Source organism: Streptomyces sp. GSL17-111 (assembly GCF_037911585.1).
In the GTDB taxonomy this organism is placed as follows: Bacteria; Actinomycetota; Actinomycetes; order Streptomycetales; family Streptomycetaceae; genus Streptomyces.
The window spans coordinates 2,622,787-2,648,320 of the sequence record NZ_JBAJNS010000001.1 but is presented as its reverse complement, the minus strand read 5'-3'; the positions used below and the strand labels follow the sequence as shown (position 1 = coordinate 2,648,320).

Annotated in this window: 29 protein-coding genes; 8 read left to right on the top strand and 21 right to left on the bottom strand. The window is 71.1% G+C overall.

What is annotated here, in order from left to right; translation table 11 throughout:
* Positions 1–121: 121 nt before the first annotated feature.
* From V6D49_RS11620 to V6D49_RS11600, 5 genes are all read right to left on the bottom strand, one after another.
* A complete protein-coding gene (locus V6D49_RS11620) occupies positions 122–1,666 on the bottom strand; it encodes an SCO6880 family protein (RefSeq protein ID WP_340559355.1) in 1,545 nt (514 codons plus the stop codon).
* Entirely contained in the window at positions 1,663–3,012 is a 1,350-nt protein-coding gene (locus V6D49_RS11615; RefSeq protein ID WP_340559353.1) for a hypothetical protein, read from the bottom strand. The genes V6D49_RS11620 and V6D49_RS11615 overlap by 4 nt, the downstream gene beginning before the upstream one ends.
* Complete coding sequence (locus V6D49_RS11610) at positions 3,002–3,835, bottom strand: hypothetical protein (protein ID WP_340559351.1); 834 nt, start codon at positions 3,833–3,835, stop codon at positions 3,002–3,004. Before V6D49_RS11610 ends, V6D49_RS11615 begins: the two co-directional genes overlap by 11 nt.
* A 240-nt stretch (positions 3,836–4,075) precedes the next feature.
* A complete protein-coding gene (locus V6D49_RS11605; protein WP_340559349.1) occupies positions 4,076–4,726 on the bottom strand; it encodes an O-methyltransferase in 651 nt (216 codons plus the stop codon).
* Positions 4,727–4,786: 60 nt separating this feature from the next.
* A complete protein-coding gene (locus V6D49_RS11600) occupies positions 4,787–5,095 on the bottom strand; it encodes a hypothetical protein (RefSeq protein WP_340559347.1) in 309 nt (102 codons plus the stop codon).
* Positions 5,096–5,180: 85 nt separating this feature from the next.
* On the opposite strand from V6D49_RS11600, the gene V6D49_RS11595 reads away from it, so the two are divergent.
* Both V6D49_RS11595 and V6D49_RS11590 read left to right on the top strand, forming a co-directional pair.
* A complete protein-coding gene (locus V6D49_RS11595; RefSeq protein WP_340559345.1) occupies positions 5,181–6,149 on the top strand; it encodes a C40 family peptidase in 969 nt (322 codons plus the stop codon).
* 224 nt (positions 6,150–6,373) lie between these two features.
* The gene (locus V6D49_RS11590; RefSeq protein WP_340559341.1) at positions 6,374–7,054 is read left to right on the top strand and encodes a phosphatase PAP2 family protein; all 681 of its coding nucleotides are present in this window, start codon (positions 6,374–6,376) and stop codon (positions 7,052–7,054) included.
* 20 nt (positions 7,055–7,074) lie between these two features.
* On the opposite strand, the gene V6D49_RS11585 is transcribed toward V6D49_RS11590, so the two are convergent.
* Complete coding sequence (locus V6D49_RS11585) at positions 7,075–7,242, bottom strand: hypothetical protein (protein ID WP_340559339.1); 168 nt, start codon at positions 7,240–7,242, stop codon at positions 7,075–7,077.
* Between the two features lie 88 nt (positions 7,243–7,330).
* On the opposite strand from V6D49_RS11585, the gene V6D49_RS11580 reads away from it, so the two are divergent.
* Positions 7,331–8,137: a hypothetical protein gene (locus V6D49_RS11580; RefSeq protein WP_340559337.1), complete on the top strand. Its 807-nt coding sequence runs from the start codon at positions 7,331–7,333 to the stop codon at positions 8,135–8,137.
* A 263-nt stretch (positions 8,138–8,400) separates the two neighbouring features.
* Positions 8,401–8,571: a hypothetical protein gene (locus V6D49_RS11575; RefSeq protein ID WP_191212037.1), complete on the top strand. Its 171-nt coding sequence runs from the start codon at positions 8,401–8,403 to the stop codon at positions 8,569–8,571.
* 80 nt (positions 8,572–8,651) lie between these two features.
* On the opposite strand, the gene V6D49_RS11570 is transcribed toward V6D49_RS11575, so the two are convergent.
* Positions 8,652–8,999: a metal-sensitive transcriptional regulator gene (locus tag V6D49_RS11570; RefSeq protein WP_340559335.1), complete on the bottom strand. Its 348-nt coding sequence runs from the start codon at positions 8,997–8,999 to the stop codon at positions 8,652–8,654.
* A 216-nt stretch (positions 9,000–9,215) separates the two neighbouring features.
* On the opposite strand from V6D49_RS11570, the gene V6D49_RS11565 reads away from it, so the two are divergent.
* Both V6D49_RS11565 and V6D49_RS11560 read left to right on the top strand, forming a co-directional pair.
* A complete protein-coding gene (locus V6D49_RS11565; protein WP_191212036.1) occupies positions 9,216–9,836 on the top strand; it encodes a DUF47 domain-containing protein in 621 nt (206 codons plus the stop codon).
* A gap of 6 nt (positions 9,837–9,842) precedes the next feature.
* Positions 9,843–10,841: an inorganic phosphate transporter gene (locus V6D49_RS11560; RefSeq protein WP_340559333.1), complete on the top strand. Its 999-nt coding sequence runs from the start codon at positions 9,843–9,845 to the stop codon at positions 10,839–10,841.
* Between the two features lie 183 nt (positions 10,842–11,024).
* Here the strand turns inward: V6D49_RS11560 and pstB are convergent, their stop codons facing one another.
* The 4 genes from pstB to pstS all read right to left on the bottom strand — a co-directional run bounded on the left by pstB (position 11,025) and on the right by pstS (position 15,275).
* Complete coding sequence (gene pstB, locus V6D49_RS11555; RefSeq protein WP_191212034.1) at positions 11,025–11,801, bottom strand: phosphate ABC transporter ATP-binding protein PstB; 777 nt, start codon at positions 11,799–11,801, stop codon at positions 11,025–11,027.
* Positions 11,802–11,880: 79 nt separating this feature from the next.
* Positions 11,881–12,960, bottom strand: a complete 1,080-nt coding sequence (gene pstA, locus V6D49_RS11550; protein ID WP_340559331.1) for a phosphate ABC transporter permease PstA — start codon at positions 12,958–12,960, stop codon at positions 11,881–11,883.
* Positions 12,957–13,967 carry a phosphate ABC transporter permease subunit PstC gene (pstC, locus tag V6D49_RS11545; protein WP_445330506.1) on the bottom strand — a complete coding sequence of 337 codons (1,011 nt, stop codon included), beginning with the start codon at positions 13,965–13,967 and terminating at the stop codon, positions 12,957–12,959. Before pstC ends, pstA begins: the two co-directional genes overlap by 4 nt.
* Positions 13,968–14,141: 174 nt before the next feature.
* Positions 14,142–15,275, bottom strand: a complete 1,134-nt coding sequence (pstS, locus tag V6D49_RS11540) for a phosphate ABC transporter substrate-binding protein PstS (protein WP_340559329.1) — start codon at positions 15,273–15,275, stop codon at positions 14,142–14,144.
* A gap of 352 nt (positions 15,276–15,627) precedes the next feature.
* On the opposite strand from pstS, the gene V6D49_RS11535 reads away from it, so the two are divergent.
* Together V6D49_RS11535 and V6D49_RS11530 are read left to right on the top strand one after the other, a co-directional pair.
* The gene (locus V6D49_RS11535; RefSeq protein ID WP_340559327.1) at positions 15,628–16,785 is read left to right on the top strand and encodes a C40 family peptidase; all 1,158 of its coding nucleotides are present in this window, start codon (positions 15,628–15,630) and stop codon (positions 16,783–16,785) included.
* 151 nt (positions 16,786–16,936) lie between these two features.
* Entirely contained in the window at positions 16,937–18,262 is a 1,326-nt protein-coding gene (locus V6D49_RS11530) for a SpoIIE family protein phosphatase (RefSeq protein WP_445330505.1), read from the top strand.
* Between the two features lie 6 nt (positions 18,263–18,268).
* Here V6D49_RS11530 and V6D49_RS11525 read toward each other — a convergent pair whose 3' ends face one another.
* From V6D49_RS11525 to V6D49_RS11480, 10 genes are all read right to left on the bottom strand, one after another.
* Positions 18,269–18,613 (bottom strand): DUF2516 family protein, encoded by a 345-nt coding sequence (locus tag V6D49_RS11525; RefSeq protein WP_340563885.1) that lies wholly within the window; start codon positions 18,611–18,613, stop codon positions 18,269–18,271.
* 110 nt (positions 18,614–18,723) lie between these two features.
* A complete protein-coding gene (locus V6D49_RS11520) occupies positions 18,724–19,305 on the bottom strand; it encodes a hypothetical protein (RefSeq protein WP_340559325.1) in 582 nt (193 codons plus the stop codon).
* A 31-nt stretch (positions 19,306–19,336) separates the two neighbouring features.
* Positions 19,337–19,714, bottom strand: coding sequence for a helix-turn-helix domain-containing protein (locus V6D49_RS11515; protein ID WP_340559323.1), 378 nt, complete (start codon positions 19,712–19,714; stop codon positions 19,337–19,339).
* Between the two features lie 148 nt (positions 19,715–19,862).
* A complete protein-coding gene (locus tag V6D49_RS11510) occupies positions 19,863–20,645 on the bottom strand; it encodes an ABC transporter permease (RefSeq protein ID WP_340559321.1) in 783 nt (260 codons plus the stop codon).
* Positions 20,642–21,607, bottom strand: coding sequence for an ATP-binding cassette domain-containing protein (locus V6D49_RS11505; RefSeq protein WP_340559319.1), 966 nt, complete (start codon positions 21,605–21,607; stop codon positions 20,642–20,644). Before V6D49_RS11505 ends, V6D49_RS11510 begins: the two co-directional genes overlap by 4 nt.
* A 66-nt stretch (positions 21,608–21,673) precedes the next feature.
* The gene (locus tag V6D49_RS11500; RefSeq protein WP_340559317.1) at positions 21,674–22,510 is read right to left on the bottom strand and encodes a DUF4097 family beta strand repeat-containing protein; all 837 of its coding nucleotides are present in this window, start codon (positions 22,508–22,510) and stop codon (positions 21,674–21,676) included.
* A gap of 61 nt (positions 22,511–22,571) precedes the next feature.
* The gene (locus V6D49_RS11495; protein WP_340559315.1) at positions 22,572–23,099 is read right to left on the bottom strand and encodes a hypothetical protein; all 528 of its coding nucleotides are present in this window, start codon (positions 23,097–23,099) and stop codon (positions 22,572–22,574) included.
* A gap of 413 nt (positions 23,100–23,512) precedes the next feature.
* A complete protein-coding gene (locus V6D49_RS11490) occupies positions 23,513–24,400 on the bottom strand; it encodes an acyl-ACP desaturase (RefSeq protein WP_340559313.1) in 888 nt (295 codons plus the stop codon).
* Positions 24,401–24,409: 9 nt separating this feature from the next.
* The gene (locus tag V6D49_RS11485) at positions 24,410–25,243 is read right to left on the bottom strand and encodes an SAM-dependent methyltransferase (RefSeq protein WP_340559311.1); all 834 of its coding nucleotides are present in this window, start codon (positions 25,241–25,243) and stop codon (positions 24,410–24,412) included.
* Positions 25,244–25,245: 2 nt separating this feature from the next.
* Positions 25,246–25,509, bottom strand: coding sequence for an acyl carrier protein (locus tag V6D49_RS11480; protein WP_340559309.1), 264 nt, complete (start codon positions 25,507–25,509; stop codon positions 25,246–25,248).
* Positions 25,510–25,534: the final 25 nt, after the last annotated feature.

Genomic DNA, 25,534 nt, shown 5'->3' with positions numbered 1-25,534 from the left:
CTGCGCCTCCTCATCACTTCTCTGACGGTCGTCACGGCGCCGGGAGCCGGCCGGGGCCCGCCCGCCGACGCGGGAACGTGGGGCGGTGGCAGGGCGTCGGTGGGCCGTGGGCGGAGCCTCCTCATCGGCGGATCCCGGTGGCGAAGGGCAGGGTGTTGACGAAGGCCCTGTGGTGCTCGCGGTCGCACCACTCCAGTTTCAGGTAGCTCTTGCCCGCAGCGGCCCGGATGGTCCGCTTGTCGCGGGCGAGCGACTCCGGTGAACGGGAGGAGACGGTGATGTACCCGACGAGGTTGACGCCGGCGGCCCCGCTGGCCAGGTCCTCCCCGCGCTGGTCGACGCGGCCGTGGGCGGCGATGTCGCGCGGGTCCACCGTGCGGTTCATCTTGGCCTGACGGCTCGCCTCCGCCGAGTCGTTCGTCTTCTCGGTCAGCATGCGCTCGATGGCGAGCTCCGTCGGCTCCAGGTCCATGCAGACGGCGACGGTGCGGATCACGTCCGGCGTGTGGACCAGCAGCGGAGCGAGGAAGTTGACGCCGACCGGCGTCATCGGCCACTCCTTCACCCAGGCCGTCGCGTGGCACCAGGGCTCGCGTGTCGCCGACTCGCGTGTCTTGGCCTGGAGGTATCCCGACTCCGTCGCGTCGAGCTCGGCGGGCCAGGCGTTGCGCCGCGTCATGGCCTGGATGTGGTCGATCGGGTGGTCGGGGTCGTAGGAGGCGTGGATGAGCGAGGCGAGGCGGGCCTGGCCGAGGGGCTGCCGGACCCGGATGTCGGCCTCGGCGAGCCGGGCGCAGATGTCGGTCAGCTCACGCGTCATGACGATGGCCAGGCCCTCGTCGCGTGACAGCCTGCGCCCTCCGGCGCGGTTGGCCTTGGCGATGGTCACGGCCTCGGCGGCCAGTTCCCGTCCGTGGTGCATGCACGCCACGAGGTAGGCCCGGTGTTGTTCGCTGGAGGTCGACACCATGGACTGCAGGTGGTCGTAGGAGGACCGCAGCCAGTGCGGGGCCCGGTCGTCCCCGCGCTGGGCGACGTCCTTGGCGTGGGCGTCCGGGTCGGCGGGCAGGGTACGGGCCAGCATCTGCAGCCGGGTCACGTATCCGTCGCCGTTGGCCACGTGCTTGAGCAGAGTGCCGAAGCGGTCGACGAGGGCCTCCTGGTCCTCGCTGTCCCGCAGCCCGACGCCCGGCCCCTCGATCTCGATGGCCGCGGTGACCGTCCGGCGGTCGGCGTGCAGGAGCACGGCGATCTCGTCGGGGCCGAACGGGGCGGCGAGCCAGGTGATGCGGCCGACGCCGGGCGGCGAGCCGATCTCCGTCTCGTGCCCGTCCAGGCGGATGCCGGCTTCCGGTGCGGCGGACCGGTACGTTCCGCCCCGGCGCAGGAGCCGACGGTAGGAACGGTCGATCTCGATCCACCGGAAGAACGTCCGCCCCCGGTAGGGGACGTAGACGGCGGCCAGGGCCAGCATGGGGAAGCCCGCGAGCAGCACGATGCGCAGGGACAGCAACGGGACGAGCAGACCGCTCATCATCCCGAGGAACGCGCCGACGACGATGAGCGCGATCTCGCCCGTTTCACGGTCCTTGCCGATCAGGGCGTTCGGTCGGGCGCGCCCGATGGTGTACGTGCGGCGCGGCGCGACGGTGTGGGGCGTCGTCACCTGCGGTCACCTCCGGTGCGGTCGGTCGAACTGGGGGGAGCGGCGCGCGGGGTGGCGCGTTGCGGCGGAGGCGCCGCCGTGCGCGTGCTGTGCGCGGCGACACCCCCGGAGACGGAGTTGGCCGGTCGGGCCGCCGCGCCGCCACCGCTCTGGGTGGCTCCCCCGGAGGCGCCGCCACGGGCGCTGTGCGTACTGATGCCCTGCCGCAACATGGCGGCCGGGGTGGAGACGGCGGCGACGGCCTTCCGGGAGGCCGGATCGGCGGACGCGTTGCGGTGCCGCACGATGTCGTCGCCGAAGCCGGGAACGAAGCGGTAGATCATCGCCGAGGCGAAGATGGCCAGCAGGATGATGGCGAGGCCGGAGACGATCGCTCCCATGGCGTTCGGGCCGTCGTCGGAGGCGAGTGCGCCGGCCAGGCCGAGCACGATCACGATGACCGGTTTCACCAGGATGACCGCGATCATGATGCCGGCCCAGCGCCGGACGTGGCCCCACATGTTCTTGTCGACGAGCCCGGAGTACACGACGACGCCGAGCAGGGCGCCCACGTACAGCAGAGCGGCGCGGATCACGAGCTCCAGCCACAGCACGCCGGCTGCGAGGACGGAGACGAGGGAGACGACGATGAGCATGATGGGCCCGCCGCCGATGTCCTCGCCCGAGCGCAGTGCCTCGGCGAACGTGCCGAAGAAGGCGTCCGTCTGGGAACCCGTGCCGGACGCTATGACGTCCGTGACGGCGTCCGTCGCCGAGACGAGCGTGTAGAGGATCAGCGGGGTGAAGGCGGAGGCCAGCACGACGAGCCAGAGGAAACCGACGGCCTCGGAGACGGCGGTCGTCAGCGGCACTCCGCGCACGGCGCGCTTGGTGATGGCGAGCAGCCACAGGATGAGTGTGAGGATGGTGGACGCCGCGAACACGACGGCGTACTGACGCAGGAAGGCGGCGTTGGTGAAGTCGACGTCGGCCGTGGCCTCGACGGCTTCGGAGAGCTTGCCCACGATCCACGCGGCGGCCTCGGCGCAGCCGTTGGCGAGGGAGGTCAGGGGGTCGAGGCTCTCGAGTGCCTCCGGCGTCCCGCCGCCATCACCCCCACCGCCGCTGCCGCCACCGCGTTCGCCTTCGCAGTACTCTCGAGCCGTTCCTCGTACGAGGTCACAGGGGTCGTTGCTCGAGTCCGGGCTGGGGCTGGCTTCGGGTTCCTCTGCAGGAGGTGTCGGGTCCGCCAGCGCCGGGGCGGCTGCCCCGAGAACCACGGCTTGGCTGCCCAGCGCAGCGGACAGGAGTGCCGGGATCCGGAGTTGCGGACGCCCTGGTCGGTCAGCCGTTTGCTTACCGCGCATAGGTGAACCCTCCGAACCGATTCTGAGCCTCGGCCATCTCCTCGGCGGAGGAGGCACGTTGATCACGTCCGACCGGCGTCGGACCGTCCTGCTGGTCGAAGTCGATCACTTTCCAGTCATCGTCCGCCCAACGGAGTTTGAAGGTGTTCGTGTACCACGCCTCCGTGACCGGATTGCGGGATTCCTCGCCGCTGAGCCCGAAGAGCGTCACGTACCAGACGGCTACGGTCGCTGTCCCCTCGGCCTCGTCGTAGTTCACGACATCCGTGCCGATGGGGTTGGCGCGCGACACAAAAGTGCTTCCCGCCGGCGCAGCTCCGTCCTCCTGGAGCCCGATGCGTTCCAGGAACTCCGGATCGCTGTAGATGGCGTCGAGTGAGGCACGGCGGTCAGCGGCGATGTCGGGGGCGAACACGGTGTCGACGATGTCCGTCCGGGTGCGGGCGACATACATCCCGTCGCCCGTGAGAGCGACCAGATAGTTCGCGGCGGCGCTTTGGGCGCCCTGTTCGGTGCGGGGGAAGCCCGAGGGGACGCCGGTGCCCGCTTCGACGGGGTCGACGCCCGAGGGAGCGGTGGCGCGGGCGTCGGGGCCCTTGGCGTCGGGTGCGGCGGTGTCGTCGCCACCCCGGACGGCGAACGCGATGGCGGCGATGAGCAGGACCACGACGCCGACGATCATCAGCAGGCTGCGCCCGGGGCGTACGACGGGGCCTCTGCCCGCGTCGGCGGTCTCGCCCTCGGGCAGCCGGATGCGGGTGCCCGCTCGCCGGGGCTCCGCGTACGTCCGCTCGTCGTCGTAGCCCTCGTCGCCGATGCTCATGGAACGCCTGCCCCTCGACCCGTTGCCCTCAACCGTCAACCGCCTTCCGCTTATTGTCCCCTCACTCGAAGGTAGCTGGGGAGTTCTGTCCACGGGCGGAGTGTGACGATGTGACAGCAAAGTGAGACGTGGGGAACAGCGCAGGTCCCGCGGTCAAGCTCTGTCCACAGCCTGTGGACAGAATGGCGGGTCGAGCGGTGTGGACGACGACCGGCCTGTCCGGAGGCCCTCGCCCGGCGGCTACCGCTTCCGGACCACCGTGACGCCGTCCCGCAGCGGCAGCATCGCGCAGCCCACCCGCTCGTCCGCGGCGATGGTGGCGTTGACGGCGCGCACGGCCCTCACCGACTCGCCCTGTTCGGCCTCGTCGACGACGCGGCCTCCCTGGAGGACGTTGTCGAGGACGATGAGGCCACCGGGGCGCAGTCGCGTCACCAGTTCCTCGTAGTAGGCGGGGTAGCCGGTCTTGTCGGCGTCGATGAACGCGAAGTCGACCGCCTCCTCCCGGGGCATGGCGCGCAGTGTCTCGACGGCCGGGCCCAGGCGGAGGTCGATGCGGTCCTCCAGGCCCGCGCGACGCCAGTACCGGCGCGCGATGGACGTCCACTCGTCGCTGACGTCGCAGGCCACGAGGGTGCCGCCCTCCGCCAGCCCCCGGGCGATGCAGAGGGACGAGTAGCCGGTGAACGTGCCGACCTCGACGGCCAGCCGGGCGCCGGTCAGTTGCGTCAGCATCGTGAGGAAGGCGCCCTCGTCCTGGGTGATCTGCATCGAGACGAGGTCGGGGAGGGCCCGGCGGGTCTCCTCGGCGAGGTCGCGCAGGACGTCGTCGGCGGCGGGGCGGCTGTGGGCGATGAGGTAGGAGTCCAGGCTGGGGTGGACGATGTGCACGAACGCTCCGAACAACTCCGAGAGAAGAAGCCGCAGAAGCGTCGAAATCCGCCCGTACGGCTAGACAGCCATACCGTAGACGATCGTGAAGAGCGTTCCCAGCGAACCGATGATGAAGACGCCGGTGAGTCCCGCGACGATCAGGCCCTTGCCCTGTTCCGCGCTGAACGTGTCGCGCAGCGCCGTCGCGCCGATCCGCTGCTTGGCCGCTCCCCAGATGGCGATCCCGAGGCAGATGAGGATCGCGACGGCCATCACGACCTCGATCATGATGCGTGCCTCGGTGCCCAGCGAGCCGAACGGGCCCCAGTCGGGAGCGATTCCGCCGATGATGGTGGTGATGTCGCCTTCTTCTGCCGCCATGAACATGTGAACTCACCGCCACAGGAGGGGTTGTCGGTCATCGGGTGGGTGGCCCTTCTCGAATTCTGCCATGGAATGGGATGGTTGGGGGGTGCGGAAGGCTTGGGTGGTGGCGACGTGCGGTGTCGGCCTGGGTGTGTGCTTCCTGGCGCTGCTGGTCGTGGGCACGTTCGTGTCGGCGGCCCAGTTCGGTGTGGGGGGCGGCCGGTCGGTGGCCCTCGCGCAGGGTTCGGTGCCCGCGCAGTACGAGAAGCTGGTGCAGAAGTGGGGCAACCTGTGTGACGCCATCAGCCCGCCGCTGCTCGCCGCCCAGCTGTACCAGGAGAGCGGCTGGAACCCGAGTGCGCAGTCACCGGCCGCGGCGCAGGGCATAGCCCAGTTCATCCCCGGTACGTGGGCCGTGCACGGACTGGACGCCAACGGGGACGGTCGGGCGGACGTGTGGGACCCGGAGGACGCCATCCCGTCGGCGGCCTCCTACGACTGCGCCCTCGCGCGCAACGTGCGCGACGTTCCGGGCGATCCCACGGCGAACATGCTGGCCGCCTACAACGCGGGCCCCTACGCCGTCATCAAGTACGGCGGTGTGCCGCCCTACCGGGAGACGCAGAACTACGTCTCGGTCATCCGGAAGATGGAGCAGAGCTTCGCCGCCACGCAGGAGCGGCTCTCCCCGTCCCGGCAGGCGGCGGGGGCCATCCACTACGCGCAGGAGAAGCTGGGCACGCCCTATCTGTGGGGCGGGGACGGCACCCCGGAGGACGACGGCCGGTTCGACTGCTCGGGGCTCACCAAGGCCGCGTACGCGTCGGTGGGCATCGAGCTGCCCCGGGTGGCCAACGACCAGTGGACGGCCGGTCCGCACCCGGCCCGGGACGAGTTGCTGCCGGGCGATCTGGTGTTCTTCGCGCACGATCTCGACGATCCCCGGTCGATCCACCACGTCGGGATCTACGTCGGCGGTGGGTACATGATCGACGCCCCCTACACCGGCGCCGTGATCCGCTTCGACCCGATCGACACCCCCGACTACTTCGGCGCCACCCGGCCGACGGGCTGAGCGCGCGGCGCGCAGGCGGCACCTTTACGCTCGGTGAGGGAAGGCGGCCCTCCGCATCGGCCGATCACCCTTCGATAACGTGGACGTGATCGTTCGGTGGATGGCGGAACGTCGGGCGCTGCCGCGGCGTTTCCTGTCCGGGACCGGGTTGTCCGAGTCGCGGGGGCTGGGTGACGACGCAGGACGAACGACGTGAGTGACAGCGATGGAAAGGCCGTGGCGCCATGTCTGACTGGGACAGCCCTGACGTAGAGCTCCTCTACCGCGTCAACGGCTGGTCGGATAGCGTCCCCGACTGGGGAAACTCGGCGCTCGGTTTCGCCAGTGAGTACGGCGTCATCCTGGGGATCATGCTGCTCGGCCTCTGGGCGTGGTGGACGGCGCGGCGCCGGCCGGACGCCGTGACGGCCGTCGCGGGGCTGATGTGGGCGCCGTTGGGGGCCTGCGTCGCCTATCTGGTGAACTACCCGATCCGTGAGCTCGTGGCCCGCCCGAGACCCTTCGTGGACCACGAGGGGTTGAACGTGCTCGTCGCCGGGAAGGACGGGCTGTCGTTCGTCAGCGACCACTCGGCCCTGGTGATGGCGCTGGCGGTCGGTATCTTCCTCGTCAACCGGCGCCTGGGCGTGCTGGCCATCCTGCTCGCCCTCTTCCAGGGCTTCTGCCGCGTCTACACCGCTGTGCACTACCCGACGGACGTCGTCGGCGGCCTCGCCCTCGGTACGGCCGTCGTCCTGCTGCTCGCGCCGCTGGCGCTCGCCCTGCTCACCCCGTTGACGCGGGCCGTGGCCGCGTCCCCGCGCGTCGGTCGGCTGGTCGAGGCGCCGCCCGGAGGGCGCGCCGAGCGGGGGGACGAGACGGACGAGCAGTACCCTCTCGCCCACAGCCGTGACCTGGCGGCCTGAGACCGGCACGCAGACAGGCCCTAGACCAGGGGCTCGTGCGCCGTCGCGTCGGCCTGGGCGCGGGCCCGCGCCCGCCGGGCCGGCCCGCGCCAGCCGCAGCAGCAGTGGGCGCTGACGAAGGAACCGTGTTCCCGTATGTCGGTGAGGTGTTGCTCGGGGGAGGCGGCGGGTACTCGCTCGTCGGGCACGGCACCACGCTACCGGGGCGTGACGGCTGCCCCCGACCTTCGTTAAGCGGTGCGAGTCCAAAGACGGTCCGTTGGGGGTCTGGTTGCGATGGACAGGCGGAAGGCCGCGGTCGGCGCGCTGACGATCGTACTGACGGCCGTCGTGGGTACCGGCTGCTCGAGCCGCACGGTGGCGGTGTCGGAGCCGGCGGCGAAGAACGGCGCCCGGGCCGCGGTGCGGGGCGCGGCCGACGTGCTGGCGCGGGCCGGCACGTCGAGGGTGCGTACGGAGATGGAACTGCGCAGCGGCGGCACGCGGCTGACGATCAGCGGCGTGGGCGGTTTCGACTTCGCCCGCCATCTGGGCCGGATCGAGGTGACGATGCCGGACGACCACCGGCGGCCCGTCACCGAGGTGCTCGCGCGTGGCTCCCTCTACATGAAACACCGGGGCGCCGGTGTCCCGTCGGACAAGTGGGTGCGGGTCGATCCGGCACAGCTGCCGGACGGGAACCTGGTCGCGAACGGGGTGACGGACCCGCTCGTCGCGGCGGAGCTGCTCCGGGGCGTCAGCTCGGTGCGGTACGAGGGGACGCGCGAGCTGGACGGGGAGCGGGTGCGCCGGTTCCGCGGCACGGCGGACGTGCGGGCGGCGGCCGGGGAGGCGTCCCCGGGGTCGCGGGCCCAGCTGGACGCGGCGGCGAAAGGGTTCTCCCAGCGGGCGGTGCCCTTCGAGGTGCATCTCGACGAGGAGGGGCGGGTGCGCCGCGTGCGGCACACGTTCGTCTTCGGGGCGGAGGAGACGGTCGTCTCCACGGTCGAGCTGTACGGGTTCGGCGAGCCGGTCGGGGTGGAGCTGCCGCCCGCGGCGGACGTCTACACCGGGCGGATCGCCACGGCGCTGCCGCGTCCCTGAGCGCGGGCGCCCACACCACGCCCCGCGTCACGGCCCGCGAACGGACCGACCCCGGCGGCCGGGCACGCTGTTCGGGTGCTGTTCGGGCCCGTCGCTGCGGAAGCGTGTCCGGGGGGCTCCACGTCCGGGTGTCCTAGTCCGGATGTGTCATGCGGGGGCGGTGGGGATCGCCCTACTCTGAGGCGTTGCGGGTGAGCGGCCGGGCCCTCGCGGCATGCGCGGGAGCGGCCGTTCGTGGCCCATGGGCAGGGAGGTGGTCGCGGATGCCGAGGGAGTCGGTGGTCCAGGACCGGGAGGCGCTCGCCGAGATCGAGTTGTACGGCGAGCTCATCATCGCGGCGTCCGCCGAGCCGGAGGAGCGGCTCAGCGCGGACCGCATCGACGAGGTACTGGGAACGGGGCGGCGAAGCGGTCCGGAACGTGAGGGCGGCTGAGGCGGCACCGCATGTTTTCAGCCAGGTCTCGAGACGGGGCGAGTCGGGGAGGAATGCCGGGAAGACGTGCTTCGTCCGGTTCAGGTGCGCATCAGGCGGGCGATGGCGGCGGTGGCTTCGGCCACCTTGGCGTCCATCTCCTGGCCGCCGTCCTGGGCCGCGGCCGCGACGCAGTGCCGCAGGTGCTCCTCGAGCAGTTGGAGCGCGAAGGACTGGAGGGCTTTCGTGGAGGCGGAGACCTGCGTGAGGATGTCGATGCAGTAGACGTCCTCGTCGACCATCCGCTGGAGCCCCCGAATCTGGCCCTCGATGCGGCGCAGGCGCTTGAGGTGGGCCTCCTTCTGCTGGGTGTAGCCGTGCGGGCCGGTGCCCGGCGCGGCGTCGGCGGGCACCGGCGGTGCGACGGGTGTGGGCTCGACGGTGGTCATGTGTGTCTCCCTCGTGCTTCTTCGGGGGTTATACCCCGGCTGGGTATATTGTACCGATTTTCACCCTGGGTCCGCGACGGTGTGCCGCATCCCGCTTCGCCCCCGGTTCTACCGCTGCCGGTCCATGGGCGACACTGGTGAACGCCGGTTCGCCGTGGCCGGATGATGCGCCTAGCATCAACGAGACTGTCGCCCGAGCACACCCGAGGACCCCCAGTGCGCTTTCGTCTGACCCCCAGGGAGACGAGCTTCTACGACATGTTCGCCGCGTCAGCGGACAACATCGTGACCGGTTCGAAGCTCCTCATGGAACTGCTCGGGGCGGAAGCGTCCGCGCGGAGCGACATCGCCGAGCGCATGAGGGCCGCCGAGCACGCCGGCGACGACGCCACGCACGCGATCTTCCACCAACTCAACTCCTCCTTCATCACACCGTTCGACCGCGAGGACATCTACCGGCTGGCCTCCTCGCTCGACGACATCATGGACTTCATGGAGGAGGCCGTCGACCTGGTCGTCCTCTACCAGATCGAGGAACTGCCCAAGGGCGTCGAGCAGCAGATCGAGGTGCTCGCCCGGGCGGCCGAGCTCACCGCCGAGGCCATGCCCCACCTGCGCACCATGGAGAACCTGACGGAGTACTGGATCGAGGTCAACCGCCTGGAGAACCAGGCCGACCAGATCCACCGCAAGCTCCTCGCCCACCTCTTCAACGGCAAGTACGACGCCATCGAGGTGCTGAAGCTGAAGCAGATCGTGGACGTCCTCGAAGAGGCCGCCGACGCGTTCGAACACGTCGCGAACACGGTGGAGACCATCGCGGTCAAGGAGTCCTGACCGGTCGTGGACACGTTCTCGCTGCTCGTCGTCATCGGCGTCGCGCTCTTCTTCACCTACACCAACGGGTTCCACGACTCGGCCAACGCCATCGCGACGTCGATCTCCACCCGGGCGCTGACGCCCCGCGTCGCCCTGCTGATGGCGGCGGTCATGAACCTGGCCGGTGCCTTCATGGGCAGCGGCATCGCCAAGACGGTCAGTGAGGGCCTGATCGAGACGCCGACCGGCGGCAACGGGATGCTCATCCTCTTCGCCGCGCTCGTCGGGGCGATCACCTGGAACATGATCACCTGGTACTTCGGCCTGCCCTCGTCGTCCTCGCACGCGTTGTTCGGCGGGCTGGTGGGGGCCGCGCTGGCCGGTTCCACGGCCGTCTACTGGGACGGTGTGCTGGAGAAGATCGTCATTCCGATGTTCCTCTCCCCGCTGGTGGGGCTCGGGCTCGGGTACCTGGTGATGTCGGCGATCCTGTGGATGTTCCGGCGCTCGAACCCGCAGCGGGCCCAGCGCGGCTTCCGGATCGCCCAGACCGTCTCGGCGGCCGGCATGGCGCTCGGCCACGGCCTCCAGGACGCCCAGAAGACGATGGGCATCGTGGTGATGGCGCTGGTCATCGCCGGTGTGGAGGACGAGGGCGAGCCGATCCCGGTGTGGGTCAAGATCGCCTCGGCCGTGATGCTCTCGCTCGGTACGTACGCCGGCGGCTGGCGGATCATGCGCACCCTCGGCCGCCGCATCATCGACCTCGACCCGCCGCAGGGCTTCGCGGCCGAGACCACGGCCTCGTCGGTCATGTACGCGACGGCCTACATCTTCCAGGCGCCGATCTCCACGACCCACATCATCACCTCCGCGATCATGGGCGTGGGAGCGACGAAGCGGGTCAAGGCCGTCCGGTGGGGGGTCGCGAAGAACATCGTCGCCGGGTGGTTCATCACCATGCCGGCGGCGGCTTCGGTCGCCGCGCTGAGCTACGGCCTCGGCTGGCTCGCCTTCGGCTGACGCCGCGCCCGGGCGTCCGGCGTCCGGCGTTCGGCGTCCCGCCTCGGCTTCTGCTTCGGCTTCGGCCCGTACCCGCCGCCGCGCGCGGCCGTGGACATGGGTGGGCCCGCCCGCCCCTGGACGGGGATGCGGGCGGGCCATCGTTCTGCGGTGGCACCGCCATGCAGCACCGCAGACGTCCGGTCAGCCGAAGCGGCCGGAGATGTAGTCCTCGGTGGCCTGCACCGAGGGGTTGGAGAAGATGCGCTCGGTGTCGTCGATCTCGATGAGCTTGCCGGGCTGACCGATCGCCGCGAGGTTGAAGAACGCGGTGCGGTCGGAGACGCGGGCGGCCTGCTGCATGTTGTGCGTGACGATGACGATCGTGTACTGCTCCTTGAGCTCCCCGATCAGGTCCTCGATGGCGATGGTCGAGATCGGGTCGAGCGCCGAGCAGGGCTCGTCCATGAGCAGCACCTGCGGCTCGACGGCGATGGCGCGGGCGATGCACAGGCGCTGCTGCTGACCGCCGGAGAGACCGGAGCCGGGCTTGTTCAGCCGGTCCTTGACCTCGTTCCACAGGTTGGCGCCGCGCAGCGACTTCTCGACGACCTCGTCGAGCTGGGCCTTGCGGTACTTGCCGTTCAGCCGCAGGCCGGCCGCGACGTTGTCGTAGATCGACATCGTCGGGAAGGGGTTCGGCCGCTGGAAGACCATGCCGATCGTCCGGCGGACGGCGACCGGGTCGACCCCGGGGCCGTACAGGGACTCGTCGTCCAGCATGACCTTGCCCTCGACGCGCCCGCCGGGCGTCACCTCGTGCATGCGGTTGAGGGTGCGGAGGAAGGTGGACTTGCCGCAGCCGGAGGGGCCGATGAAGGCCGTCACGGAGCGGGGTTCGACGGTCATCGAGATATCCTCGATGGCCTTGTGGGAGCCGTAGAAGGCGGTGAGGCCGCTGACGTCGATGCGCTTGGCCATGGAGATCACTTCATTTCTCAGTACGTCCGCGTGCGGGTGCGGCGCCGGCGTTCGTCGGGTTCGGTGGCGGCCGGGGGCGTCAGTGGCCGGCCTTCGGGGCCTTCCAGCGGGCGATGCCCCGGGCCAGCAGGTTCAGCAGCATCACGAGGGCGATGAGCACGAGGGCGGCGGTCCAGGCGCGGTCGTACGCGTACTGGTTGCCGGCCTTGAACTGCGTCCAGATGAAGTACGGCAGCGAGTCCTGCGGGCCTTCGAAGGGGTTGTTGTTGATCGACGAGGCACCGAACACGAGCAGCATGATCGGAGCCGTCTCACCCGCGATGCGGGCGACCGCGAGCATCACACCGGTGGTGATACCCCCGATCGACGTCGGCAGCACCACCTTGAGAATGGTCCGCCACTTCGGGACGCCGAGGGCGAGGGACGCCTCGCGCAACTCGTTGGGGACGAGCTTCAGCATCTCCTCGGTGGACCGCACGACGATCGGCATCATCAGGATGGCCAACGCCATGGCGCCGGCCCAGCCCGAGTAGCCGAAGTCCAGCAGGATGATCCAGAAGGACAGGACGAACAGACCCGCGACGATCGAGGGGATGCCGGTCATGACGTCGACGAAGAACGTCACGGCCTTGGCGAGCCTCCCCTTGCCGTACTCGACCAGGTAGACCGCCGTGAGCAGGCCGAGGGGCGCCGCGATGAGCGTGGCGAGCCCCACCTGCTGCAGCGTGCCGATCAGCGAGTGGTAGACACCGCCGCCGGGCTGCAGGTCGCGCAGCCCGCTCATGGAGTGCGTGAGGAAGTACAGGTCGAACATCTCCGCACCGCGCGCGACGGTCTCCCACACCAGCGAGGCCAGCGGGACGACGGCGGCGAGGAAGCAGACCCACACGAGGCTGGTGGCGAGCCGGTCCTTGGCCTGCCGGACGCCTTCGACCGCGGTGGTCAGCACGAACGTCGTCGCGACGAAGAGCAGGGCGGCGATCAGGCCCCACTGCGCGCGGCTCTGCAGGTCGGCGAGGACGCCGGTCGCGATGGCGACGGCGGCCGAACCGAGGGCGATGCCCAGTGGCGTCCAGCGCGGCAGCCGGGCCTGCCGGAGGGTGGCGGGGCGCGGGCCCGCCGCGTCCTGGGGACGCTGGTCCATGACGGCGTGGCTCATGCGTTGGCCCCCGAGTACTCCTTGCGGCGAGCGATGATCAGGCGGGCGCCGCCGTTCACCAGCAGGGTGATGACGAACAGCACCAGGCCGGAGGCGATGAGCGCGTCCCGGCCGACGTCGCCGGCCTCGTTGAAGCCCGCGGCGATGTTCTGGGCGAAGGTGCCGCCGCCCGGGTTCAGCAGGCTCGGGTTGATCAGGAAGCTGGGGGAAAGGACGGTGGCGACGGCCATCGTCTCGCCGAGCGCACGTCCGAGGCCCAGCATCGAGGCGCTGATGACGCCGGAGCGGCCGAAGGGCAGGACGGACATCCGGATGACCTCCCACCGGGTGGCGCCCAGCGCCAGCGCGGCCTCCTCGTGCATGCGCGGCACCTGGAGGAAGACCTCGCGGGAGACGTTGGTGACGATCGGCAGGATCATGATGGCCAGCACGATGCCGACGGTGAACAGCGACCGTGCGGCGCCGCCGTCGTAGGCGAAGACGCCCGTCCAGCCGAAGTAGTCGTCCAGCCAGAAGTAGAGGCCGCTGAGGTGCGGCACCAGGAACAGGGCGCCCCACAGGCCGTACACGATCGAGGGGACGGCGGCCAGCAGGTCGATGAGGTAGGCCAGCGGCGAGGCCAGCTTGCGCGGCGCGTAGTGGGAGATGAACAGCGCGATCCCGACGGCGACGGGCACGGCGAGCGCCATGGCGATGACGGAGCTGACGACCGTGCCGAAGGCCAGGACGGCGATGCCGAAGACCGGCGGGTCGGCGTTGGCGTTCCAGTCGAACGTGGTGAAGAAGTTGCCCTCGTTGACGGAGAGCGCGTTAATCGAGCGCCAGGCGAGGAAGGCCGCGATGGCGGCCATGATCACCAGCAGGGTGATGCCGGAGCCCTTGGTGAGCCCCGAGAATATGCGGTCACCCCGGTGGGTGGCGCTGCCCTTCGTGCCCGAGGAGCCCTTGGGGGCCTCGGGCGGTAGCTCCGCCTGGGGTGGGGGAGCGACGGTCTTCGTCATGTCCATGGGTTTCTCCGGTCTGGTGCGGGTCCGGCCGTTCGGCGCGGCCGGTCCCTGGCGGCGGTGCACCGGAAGGGTTGGTGTGCGGGGCGGACAGTCGGTCCGGGTTCCCCGGCGCGGTGGCCGGTGAACGCCGGATGCCGGTGCGGTCCCATGGGCGAGGACCGCACCGGCTGCGGGTCAGGAGAGGGTCGAGACCTTCTCGCGGACCTTGGTGATCACCTCGTCCGGGATCGGGGCGTAGCCGATCTCGGCGAGCTGGTTCTGGCCGTCCTCGCTCGCGGCGTAGGTGAGGAAGGACTTCATGGCCTCCAGCGTCTCGGGGTCGTTGCCCGAGTCGCAGGCGATCTCGTAGGTGACGAGGATGATCGGGTAGGCGCCCGCCTCCTTCGTCGTGTAGTCGAGCTCCATGGCCAGGTCGCCGTCCGTACCGACGATCTTGCCCGCGGCGATACCGTTCGAGGAGTTCTCGACGGTGGCCTCGACGGGCTCACCCGCACCGGTGTCGAGCTGCACGGTCGGGATCTCGTTGCCCGTGGCGTAGGACAGCTCGAAGTAGCCGATGGCGCCGTCCGTCTGCTTCACGTTGGTCGCGACACCGGCGGAGCCGTTCGCCGACTGTCCGCCCTTCGCGGCCCACGCCTTGGCGGGCTCGTACTTCCAGGCGTCGGGGGCGGCGTCCTTGAGGTAGGTCGTGAAGTTGTCGGTGGTGCCCGACTCGTCCGAGCGGTGGAAGGCCTGGATCTTGGTGGACGGCAGGTCGGCGTCCGGGTTCAGCTCCTGGATCGCCTCGTCGTCCCACTGGGAGATCTTCGAGTCGAAGATCTTGGCCAGCGTCTCCGCGTCCAGGACGAGGTCCTCGACGCCGGACAGGTTGTAGCCGATGGCGACCGGGCCACCGACCATCGGCAGGTTGATGGCCTTGCCGCCGTCCTTGCAGACCTGCTTGGACGCCTCCACCTCGTCGGGCTTGAGGGCGGAGTCGGAGCCCGCGAAGGCGGTCTTGCCCTGCAGGAACTCCTGGATGCCCGCGCCGGAGCCGGTGGGGTTGTAGTTCACCTTCGTGCTCGTGCACGCCTCCTGGTACGCCTGCACCCAGGCGTCCACGGCGTTCTTCTGCGCGCTGGACCCCGACGCCAGCAGGTTGCTGCCCTCGCCCTTGCACGCGATGCCGCCGGCGTCTGCCTTGGAGGGGCTGTCGCCACCCTGCGCGGTGTTGTCGTCCGAGCCACAGGCGGTCAGGACCAGAGCACTGGTGACTGCCAGAGCGCCGACGGTCAGGGCGCGAAGCCGGTTCGTGCGCTGAAGCTTCACTTCGGTTCAGTTCCTTCCTGAGCCCGCCGGTGGGGGTGCGGCAAGCGATGGGGTACGGGCTTGTCTCTACGTGCTCAGCTAGTGGAGGCCACCTTCCACTTCGCCAGGTGGCGCGCTCCGTACGGCTGAAATTAGGCAGGACAGGTGAAGCGCCCGACCGTCGAGAGTGAACGGAGGGTGAACCTCGACCGTCAGGGTGGTGTCCGTGTTCGTCCTGTATTCCGCGCGTGGCCGGAGCGTGACACGGTGACGTCGCGGAGGACGGGGCCGGTCCGGGGGAACCGGTCGGCGCCCGCGTTCGTCAGTGGGATGCCGGCTCCGCCCGCTGGGGCCGTCGGGGAGGGGACGATCCGTGGTGAACAGGGGAGTCGTCATCGCCTGCGCGCTGAGCGTGCTCACGGTGACGGGGGGCCTTACGGCGGCGACGGCTCACGCGGCCCTGCCGCCGCCGGCCGTCGCGCACCGGCCGACGCCGACGCCCGAGCCGTCGCCCTCGTCCGAGCCGTCGCCGTCCCGGACGGAGCCGACGGAGGCCGAGGGTGCGGACGGCGAGGGTCCAAAGGCCGAGGGTGTGGACGGCGAGCTGGAGAAGGTCCGCAAGCGCATCGAGGAGCTGCACGGCGAGGCCGGCTCGGCGACCGACGCCTACAACGCCGCCGTCGAGCGGGCCGAGCGCCAGGAGCGCGCGCTGACGGCCGCCAACCGGCGCGTCAAACGCAACAAGAGCGCCCTCAAGGAGCTCCGCGACCGCGCGGGGGCCATGGCCAGGGCCCAGTACCGCAGCGGCGGCCTCCCCGCGAGCACCCGGCTCGCCCTGGCCGAGGACCCGGAGGAGTTCCTGCGCTCCCTCGGGCTCCTGCGCAAGGGTCAGCGCGCCACGTCCGGCGTCATGACGGACCTGGGCCGGCTCGGCGCGAGCCTGGAGGACGACCGTGAGGCGGCCGCCGAGCGCCACACCGCGCTGGAGAAGACCCGCAAGGAGCGCGGCACGGCCAAGCGCGAGGTCGAGGCGAAGCTGGAGAAGGCGCAGAAGCTGGAGTCCTCGCTGGCCGCCGAGGAACGCGCCCGGCTGAAGGAGCTGGAGGAGCGGACCGCCCACGCCCGGCAGCTGCGGTGGCTGAGAACCGGCGTTCTGGAGGAGATCGACGGCGAGGCCGGGAAGCGCGGGAAGAAGGCCATCGCCTTCGCCCTGGCCCAGATCGGCAAGGACTACGAGTGGGGAGCCGAGGGCCCGGAGACGTTCGACTGCTCGGGGCTCACCCTGCGCGCCTGGGAGGCCGCCGGCGTCACGGTGCCGCGCACCTCGCAGGAGCAGTGGCGGCAGCTCACCCGCGTGGACATCACGGACATGCGGCCGGGCGACCTCATCATCTACAAGGAGGACGCCAGCCACGTCGGTCTGTACATCGGGGACGGCGACATGGTGCACGCGCCGCGCACCGGCCGTCAGATCCGCGTCGAGGGCGCCGGCGCGCTGCCGATCCTCGGTGTGGTCCGCCCGGACGCCTGAGGCCGCAGGCGGGTCGGCGTCGGCGGGGCGCGAGGCACGCGCCGGGTCGGCACTTTCGCTGTGATTCCGGGCATACCGGCAGCCCCGGCGGACCGAAACGTTCCGCACCGGGCGGCGCGCCCGTTAGTCTCGCCTGCGGCATCCCTGCCGGATGCCGTGGCAAGCCCTCGGGGGGAGGGAAGAGGACGTCGTGAAGCCCGTATCCGTGGGCGAGGGAGCCGGATCCGCCGGCCGTTCCCCCGGCCGAGCACCCGCCGGGACGGCACCGGCCGACGCGTCACAGGCCGCGACGGCGCCGCCCCCCTCGGTGCCCGCCCAGGCCGGTCCGCCCCGGCACGCCGAGACGCTGCTCGTCATCGACGCCGACCCGGCCGGTTCCCCGCCGCTGCCCGAGCTGACCGACGGCCGCGGCGCCCGCGTCCGGGTGCGCACGGCCCGGAACCTCACCGAGGCCGAGCGGCTGTTCAGCAACGACGTCCACTGCATCCTCCTCGACCTGGCCCAGTTCGACCTCGACCTGCTCCGGGAGGTGCTGCGGCTCGCCCCCGGCCACGCGGTGCTCGTGCTGACCGGGGAGGACGACGCCGAGCGCGCCGTCGAGGCCGTCCGCATCGGCGCCCAGGACTACCTCTACCGCGACGAACTCGACGCCCGGCTCCTCGGCCGGGCCATCCGCTACGCCGTCGAGCGCAAACAGGCCGACCGGGCCCAGCGGCAGCTCACCGAATCGCGTCTGCGCGCGCAGGAGAACGCCCGTCTGGAGCGCGGCCTGCTGCCCACTCCGCTGCTGGACGGCAGCTCCCTCCGCTTCGCCGCCCGCTACCGGCCCGGACGCTCCCGCGCGCTGCTCGGCGGCGACTTCTACGACACCGTCCGCACCTCTGACGGCACCGTGCACGCCATGATCGGCGACGTCTGCGGCCACGGCCCCGACGAGGCGGCCCTCGGCGTGGAACTGCGCATCGCGTGGCGCGCGCTGATCCTGGCCGGGCTCTGCGGGGACCGGCTCCTCGCCACGCTCCAGCAGGTGCTGGAGCACGAGCGGCGCAGCGAGGAGATCTTCGCGACGCTGTGCATGGTCGACATCGCGCCCGACGGGCGTCGGGCGGGCGTCTGCCTGGCCGGGCACCCGGCGCCGCTGCTGGCCCGGCCCGGCACGGCCCCGCGCCTGCTGCCCGAGGACGCCGCCGGGCCCGCGCTCGGGCTGCTGCCCCGGGCACGCTGGGCGCGCACCGGCGTCGAGCTGGGCGGTGCCTGGAGTCTGATGATGTACACCGACGGCCTCATCGAGGGCCGGGTCGCGGCCGACACCCGCGAGCGGCTGGGGCAGGAGGGGATGCTCCGGCTGGTCGACGCGGCGCTGACCTCCGGGGCCGAGGGCGAGCGGCTCCTCGACGACGTCCTCGCCGACGCCCGCCGCCTCAACGGCGAGGAGCTGGCCGACGACGTCGCCGCGCTCCTGCTGAGCCGCGGCTGAGCCGGGCTACCGCCCGCCGTTGTAGGGCCCGTACGGCCCGTCACTGCTGCTGCCCCGGTAGCGACCGCCACCGCTGCCGCCCGTGATCTGGATCAACGCCGGGCGGACGTCCACCAGGTAGACGATGTTGGCGATGATCGCCACGATCGCCAGGAGGAAGAACCCGCCGGCGAAGAGGTTGATCGCCACCGCGACCCCGAGCAGGATCAGCCAGAACTTCTTGGTGTTCTTGTCGGCCGCGCGGAAGGCGTCCTCCCGGCGCAGGGCGGCGTCCACGAAGCAGAAGATCGACAGGACCAGCAGCCCGAGGAACACGAACCACATGAGGCTGTTGAAGCCGGACAGAATCACGCTCGTCATCCTCCTGAAGGGAACCGGTCCGTACGTCCCACGCTACCCGCACGGCGGCCGGGGCTGTAGGCGGCGGACGCCCGCCCCGGCCCTTCCGTACGCGAGGCGGCTCAGGAGTCCGAGGCCGGGGGCGTCTTGCGGGGGGCCGTGGCCTTCCGCGTCGTGCTCTTCGCGGTGGTCCTGCGCGGGGCGGCCTTCCTGGCCTGCGGCTCGGCGGTCTCCTCGGACGCCTGCGGCTCCTTGGGCTCCTTGGGTTCCGCCTGCTCGGAGAACTTCGTCGTCCCGTCCTGCGTCTCCGTCACGGTGACCGGCTCGCGCTCGACCGTCGTCTCGTACCCGGTGGCGCCGACGTCGCCCTCGTCGCCCTCCTTCCGGCCGCGCCAGCCCTCCACGGCCACCTTGCCCTGCTCGGCCAGGGCGTCGTAGTTCTCCTTGGCCTTCACCGCGGCCTCGGCCGCGTACCCCACGCCCTGCAGCGCCAGGTGCTGGGCCTGCTCACGCCACTTCTTCACGTCGGCGTCCAGCGTGGCAAGCGCCTCCTGGAAACGCGCCTGCACGGCCTTGGTGTCGGTCTCCCGCAGCTTCGCGACCCTCTCCGGCGCCTCGGCGCGGACCTTCTCGATCACCCCGGCCGCGAAGTACAGCGGCGTCGGGTCGCTCAGCGTCTTGCGGAAGTCGGTGTTGTTCGGCATGTGCGTGCCTCCGGGCGTCGTGCTGCCGTGTTCATGGACGTGAGCCAGCGCCGTCGGGGTTCTCGCCGCCGTTCTGCGCGCGGAAGGAGGCGTAGATCTGGAGCAGCGCCTGCTTCTGCTGCTCCGTGATCGACGGGTCGGCGAGGATCGCCGCGGCCACGTCGATGTCCGTGCCCTCGCGCTCCTCCAGCATCCCCGCGCGCACGTACAGCGTCTCCGCCGAGATCCGCAGCGCCTTGGCGAGCTGCTGGAGGATCTCCGCCGAGGGCTTGCGCAGCCCCCGCTCGATCTGGCTCAGGTACGGGTTCGACACCCCTGCGGCGTCGGCGAGCTGCCGCAGCGACAACTGCGCGTTACGGCGCTGTTCGCGCAGGAACTCACCGATACCACCCGGATTGAGCGAACCCATGCCCCCACCGTGCCGCACTCCGCTAACAATTGCAAGCAACCCGCTTGCAACCGTGTCCCCGACGGCCCGATGGGCGGTTGCGGAGGGTGGACGTGGAGGTCCCGCGGGCCTCGGTGGGGCGCGCGGGACGTCCGGGGGTGCGGGGGCGTCAGCCTCGGGCGCCCCGCCGGAAGCGGGCCTTGGCCCAGAGGTAGCCGGTCAGGCCGATGCCCGTGCACCAGGCCAGGGAGACCCAGCCGTGGTGGGCGATCTCGGTGCCCATGAGCAGGCCCCGGAGGGTTTCGTTGAGGGGGGTGAACGGCTGGTGGTCGGCGAACCAGCGCAGCCAGGAGGGCATGGAGTCGGTGGGGACGATGGCGCTGCCCAGGAAGGGGAGGAAGGTGATGGGCATGGGGAGGTTGCTGGCGGACTCGACGGTCTTGGCGGCCAGGCCCATCCCGGCCGAGAGCCAGGTGAGGGCGAGGGCGAGGAAGGACAGCAGGCCGAGGGCGGCGAGCCACTCCACGGGGGTGGCGTTCGGGCGGAAGCCGACGGTCAGGGCGGCAGCCGTGACGACGGTCGTGCCGAGGACCGTCTGGACCAGGTTGCCCAGGACGTGGCCGGTGAGGAAGGAGGCGCGGGAGATCGGCATGGTGCGGAAGCGGTTGACGATGCCCTCCGTGACGTCCATGCAGACGCTGAGCGCGGCACCGATGCAGCCGGTGGCGACGGTCATCAGGATGATGCCCGGCGCCACGTAGTCGATGTATGCGTCCCCCGGCACCCGGATGCCCGCGCCGAGCGCGCCGCCGAAGGCGTAGGTGAAGAGGAGCAGGAACAGGACCGGCATCAGGACGATGGTGATGACCACCGACGGATAGCGGATCGCGCGCCTGAGGTTGCGGCGGAACATGGTGACGGAGTCACGGGCCGCGTAGCCGACACTGCTCATCGCGGGGTCTCCTGCCGCTGGTGGCCGGTGAGGGTGAGGAAGACGTCGTCGAGGTCCGGACTGTGCTGGGAGAGCGCCGCCGGGGTGAGTCCGGCGCCGTCGAGGACGTCCAGGACGGCGCGGAGGGTGGGGACCGTGCCGTCGGAGGGGATCTGGAGCGTGAGCTCCTCGTCGTCGCGACGGGGGCCGGGGAAGTGCCCGGCGGCCAGGTCGAGGGCGGCGGGGTCGGTGAACCTCAGCGCGATGTGCCCGCCGGGGACGAGGCGCTTGAGCTCCTCGGCCGTCCCTTCCGCGACGAGCCGGCCGCCGTCGAGCACGGCGATGCGGTCTGCGAGCCGGTCGGCCTCCTCCAGGTACTGGGTGGTGAGGAGGATCGTCACGCCGTCGTCGGTGACCAGGGAGCGGATGATCTCCCACATGGTGCGGCGGGAGCGCGGGTCGAGGCCGGTCGTGGGCTCGTCGAGGAAGATGATGCGCGGGTCGCCCACGAGGGTCATCGCGAGGTCGAGTTTGCGGCGCATGCCTCCGGAGTAGGTGGCGGCGGGCCTGCGGGCGGCCTCCGCGAGGTCGAAGCGGACCAGCAGGTCGGCGGTGCGGCGGCGGCCCTCGCGGCGGGGCAGATGGTGCAGGTCCGCCATGAGCATGAGGTTCTCCTCGGCGCTCAGGAGGTTGTCGACGGCGGCGAACTGGCCGGTGACGCCGATGAGTCCACGCACGGCGTCGGGCTCGTGGGCCAGGTCGTGGCCCGCCAGCCGGGCGGTGCCGGAGTCGGCGGCGATGAGGCTCGTCAGGATCTGGACGGTGGTGGTCTTGCCCGCGCCGTTGGGGCCGAGGAGGGCGAAGACGGAGCCGGCCGGGATGTCGAGGTCGATGCCGCGCAGGACCTGGTGGTCGCCGTAGGACTTGGTGAGGCCCGTGGCCGTGAGGGCGGCGGGAGGCCGGGGTACGGGTGTCGTGGGCATGACAGATAGCTCCTTGGCGGAGTGGAAGGGAGCGGGGGAGCGACGGGAGTGGGCCGCGCGGGCAGGTCAGGCGCGGCGGATGTGGATGTCCCCGAGCGAGGTGCGGGCGCTGATCTCCACGGTGTCGGCGGCGTCGCCGGGGCCCTCGGCGGAGCCGAGGGTGTTGCGCAGGACGCCCATCTTGGTCTGGATGTCGAGCCAGGCGGCGGTGGTGTCGGGGATGCCCACCTCCAGGTCGCCGGCGGAGCCGCGCAGGGTCACCGTGCCCCGGGCGACCCGGTCCAGGCGGATGCCGCCGAAGGCCGACTTGGCCTCCACGTCGCTCCGGGCGATGCCGACGTGGAGGCCGCCGTTCGCGGCGGTGGCCGTCAACGGGCCGGAGACCTCGGCCACCTCGGTGTCGCCGTTGCCGTTCTTCACCGTCAGGTCGCCCTCCACGGTGCCGACGGTGATGCGTCCGGCGCCGATGATCTCGGTGTCGGCGGTGGCGTGGTCGAGGCGGATCATGCCGAGCTCGCCACGCAGTCGGACCGTACCGGCCTCCTCGACGTTGAGGTCGCCGACCGACGTCTTCAGTCGGGTCTCGCCGAGGCGGCCGGTGCAGTGGAGGTCGCCGAGCTGCGCGGTGCCCTCCAGGGACGAGCCCGAGGGAAGGGCGACGGTGATGTCGATGCCGCCCACCCGGCCGAAGGGCCCGTTCCTGCGGGGGCCCTTCACCGTCAGGACGCCGCCGCCGCAGGTCACCTTGGTCTGGGCGGCGGCCTTGACGTCGGCGTCGGACGCGGGGTCGGCGGGGTGGACGTCGACCACGGTGTCGGCGCGGTCGGAGGCGACGATCCGGGCGGTACCGATCGAGAACTCGATGACGGCGGCGATCGGCTTGGGGGTGTCGTAGGAAGGCATGACGGATCTCCCGTCCTCTCCGGATGGGTGGCTGACGTGGGTGGTGGGTGGGGCCGCGGCCTCAGCGGACCCAGCCGGTGAAGCCCCGGTCGCCCAGGGCCCGGCTCGCCGTGGAGGGCCGGGGCGTGTCCGCCCGTGGAGCCGTTGCCGGCCCGAGCGCGGCGGAGGTGGCGCGGACCAGCCAGGCGTTGACGGACAGACCCTCGCGGCCGGCGGCCTCCTCCAGACGGGCCTTGAGGTGGGCGGGGAGGCGGAAGTTGATCCGGGCGGAGGCGCCGTCGTCCCCCTCCGGGAGGGGGGGTGGGGCGGGCGCCCCGGCCGGAGGTGCGGCCTCGGACACCGGGGCGGTCGGCAGCGTCACCACGAACTCCGGGTCGGCGCCGCGCAGTCTGACGTCGACCGACCCCGGGGCCAGTTCGCGCGTGACCTCGCTCATCGCCGCCGAGAGGGCGGTGAGGAGGGTGAGGCGGGTGGCCGAGTCCAGGGAGGCGGTGAGGCGCTCGGCCAGGGCTCGGGCCTCGTCGCCACCGGCTTCGGCGGCGACGGCGAGCTCCTGACGTAGGCGGTCGACGTAGGGCGTGAGGTCCATGGCGCCATGATGGCACATTCATGGCGCCATGCCAAGCGGTGATGGCGTCAGACCGGTCCGATGGTCGGCGCCGCGGCTGTCGGTGCAGGTCAGGCGCCTTATCCGGGAGAGAGGGTGGGTGGGATTCCGTCGTGGTGGGGGTGGTTCAGGGGTAGGTGTGGCGCGTGATGGCGCTATTTGGTGCCAGGTGGCGCCATGCGGCACCATGTGGTGTCGCGGCGTCAGGACGCGGGGCGGGAGCGGGCGAGTCGTTCCAGCCGCCGGTGGCCCCAGTCCGAGAGCGGGGCGGGGGCCTCGGGAGCCGACGGGTTCGCGCGCCTCCCGGAGGTGCTGGGTCGGCACCTGGCGGGTGCCTGAGCGGGGCGCGCCCCGGGCCGGGGGGCCGGTCCGGGGCGCGCGGGGTGCCGTGGGTGTCAGAACGGGTTGGTCTGCATCTGGCGGCAGGCGGTGACGAAGGAGATGAGCTCGTCGACCTTGTCCGACCTGGCGTCCACCGCCCGGTTGACGACCTTCACCAGGTGGTCGTACGCCTCGGTGTGGTCGTAGCGGGCGGTGTCGGCGATCTTCAGGGCCCACCGCCAGTACCCGCGGATGGTGTCCGCGAGCGGCATCCGGAACTGGGCGATGACCTCGCGGATCGGGTCCACGACGGCGTCGCCGTAGCGCTCCAGGTAGAGCCGGACCATGTCGGCGAAGAACGAGAAGTGCCGGGCCTCGTCCTTGCTGAGCCGGACCAGGATCTCCTTGAGCAGCGGATCACCCACGGCCTGTCGCAGATGCTGGTAGTAGATCTGGGTGGCCTTCTCCTGCACCAGGGGGTAGGTGAAGAACTGCACCGCCTCGTCGTAGGGCAGCTCGAACTGCTTGCGGCCCTCCTCGGCGAGCGAGTCCCACAGCGCGTCCCGCTCGGCCAGCCCCGCCGCCAGCTGGTACTTGGTCAGGGCGCGGGCGTGGGTGTCCTCCTCCTGGGCCCAGCGGACGGTGAAGTGGTACAGCTCGCGGTTGTGGATGTACGTCGCCCGGTCGACGCTGTCGTCCACGGGGAAGTTCTGCTCGTAGAGGGCGAAGTAGCCGGGCAGGTGGTCCTCGATGATGGTGATGAACTGCACGGCGGAGCGCTCGCCCTCGGTGAGCCGGTCGGCGTCGGCCTGCGTCCAGTCGAAGCTGAAATCGACGTCCCAGCGGAGCGTGGGCGGTGAGGTGCGCAGGAACGCGCTGACCGCCGTGTCCACGTCGGCGGCGGGCAGCAGTAGGCCGCCGACCTGGGCGACCTTCCACCCTGTCGTGACGGAGTCGGTCATCGCGCCCTCCTAACGGGATTTCTGGAGGGTGAGGGCGTAGTGCTTGGTGGTGAAGCCCCACCCCGCGTTGGCCGTCTTGAGGTACCGGGACAGCTGGTCGGACAGCCCCGGCTCGATCGCGTTCAGCCGGTCCGCGTTGCGTTCGACGTTGGCCAGCCAGTCCTCGATCGTCCGCCAGTAGTCCTGCGTCAGGTCGTCCACGGCGACGACGGTGAACCCGGCGTTCTCCGCCCCGCGCACGAGGTCGGAGAGGGGACGCATGTCGCCCCAGCCGAAGATGGAGTCGCGCACGAAGACGGAGTTCTCCCGTTCGGCGAACTCGGCCCGCTTGGCGGCGTTGCGGTAGCAGCTCTCGGAGACGTACATCCGGCCGCGCGGCTTGAGCGCCGCGTACGCCTTGCGGAAGACGCCGTCCAGGTCGGGCATGTGGACGATGGACCCGAGCATGCTGACGGCGTCGAAGGAGCGCGGTTCGGGCTGGTGCTCCTCGAACTCCCCGACCAGGGTGGACACCCGGTCGGTCAGGCCGGCCGCGGCGGCCCGCTCGGCGATGTAGGTGTGCTGGTTGGGCGCCGGGCTGATGCCGACCGTCCGGGCGTCGTACTCGGCGGCCATGAAGAGGATCAGCGAGCCCCAGCCGCAGCCGATGTCCAGGAGCCGCTTGCCCGGCTCCAGGCCGAGCCGGTCCGCTACATAATGCATTTTGTTCTGCTGCGCCTGGTCGAGGGTGTCCTCGTCCGTGCGGTAGATCCCGGCGCTGTACTTGCGCGTCCGGTCCAGGTACAGCTCGAAGACCCGCGGATCCTGGTCGTAGTGCTGGTTCGTCCTCGCCTCGGCACTCACCGTCAGCTCCGCTCGGCGAGCAGCGCCGCGACGGCGTCCGCGACGTGGTTGATCGTCTTGAAGCCGAAGACCTGGTCGTCCTCCAGCTCGATGTCGAAGGCCCGCTCGATGCGGGCGACGGAGCGCAGCACCTTCACCGAGTCGGCGCCCTCCACCGCGCTGAGGTCGGTGTCCGGGGTCAGCTCCTCGGCCGGGCGGCCGAACTCGGCCGCGACCAGTTCGGTGACCGTGCGGATGATCTCGTCCTTGCTCGTGTTCTCGGCCATGTCCGTGTCTCTCCTCGCGGGTGTC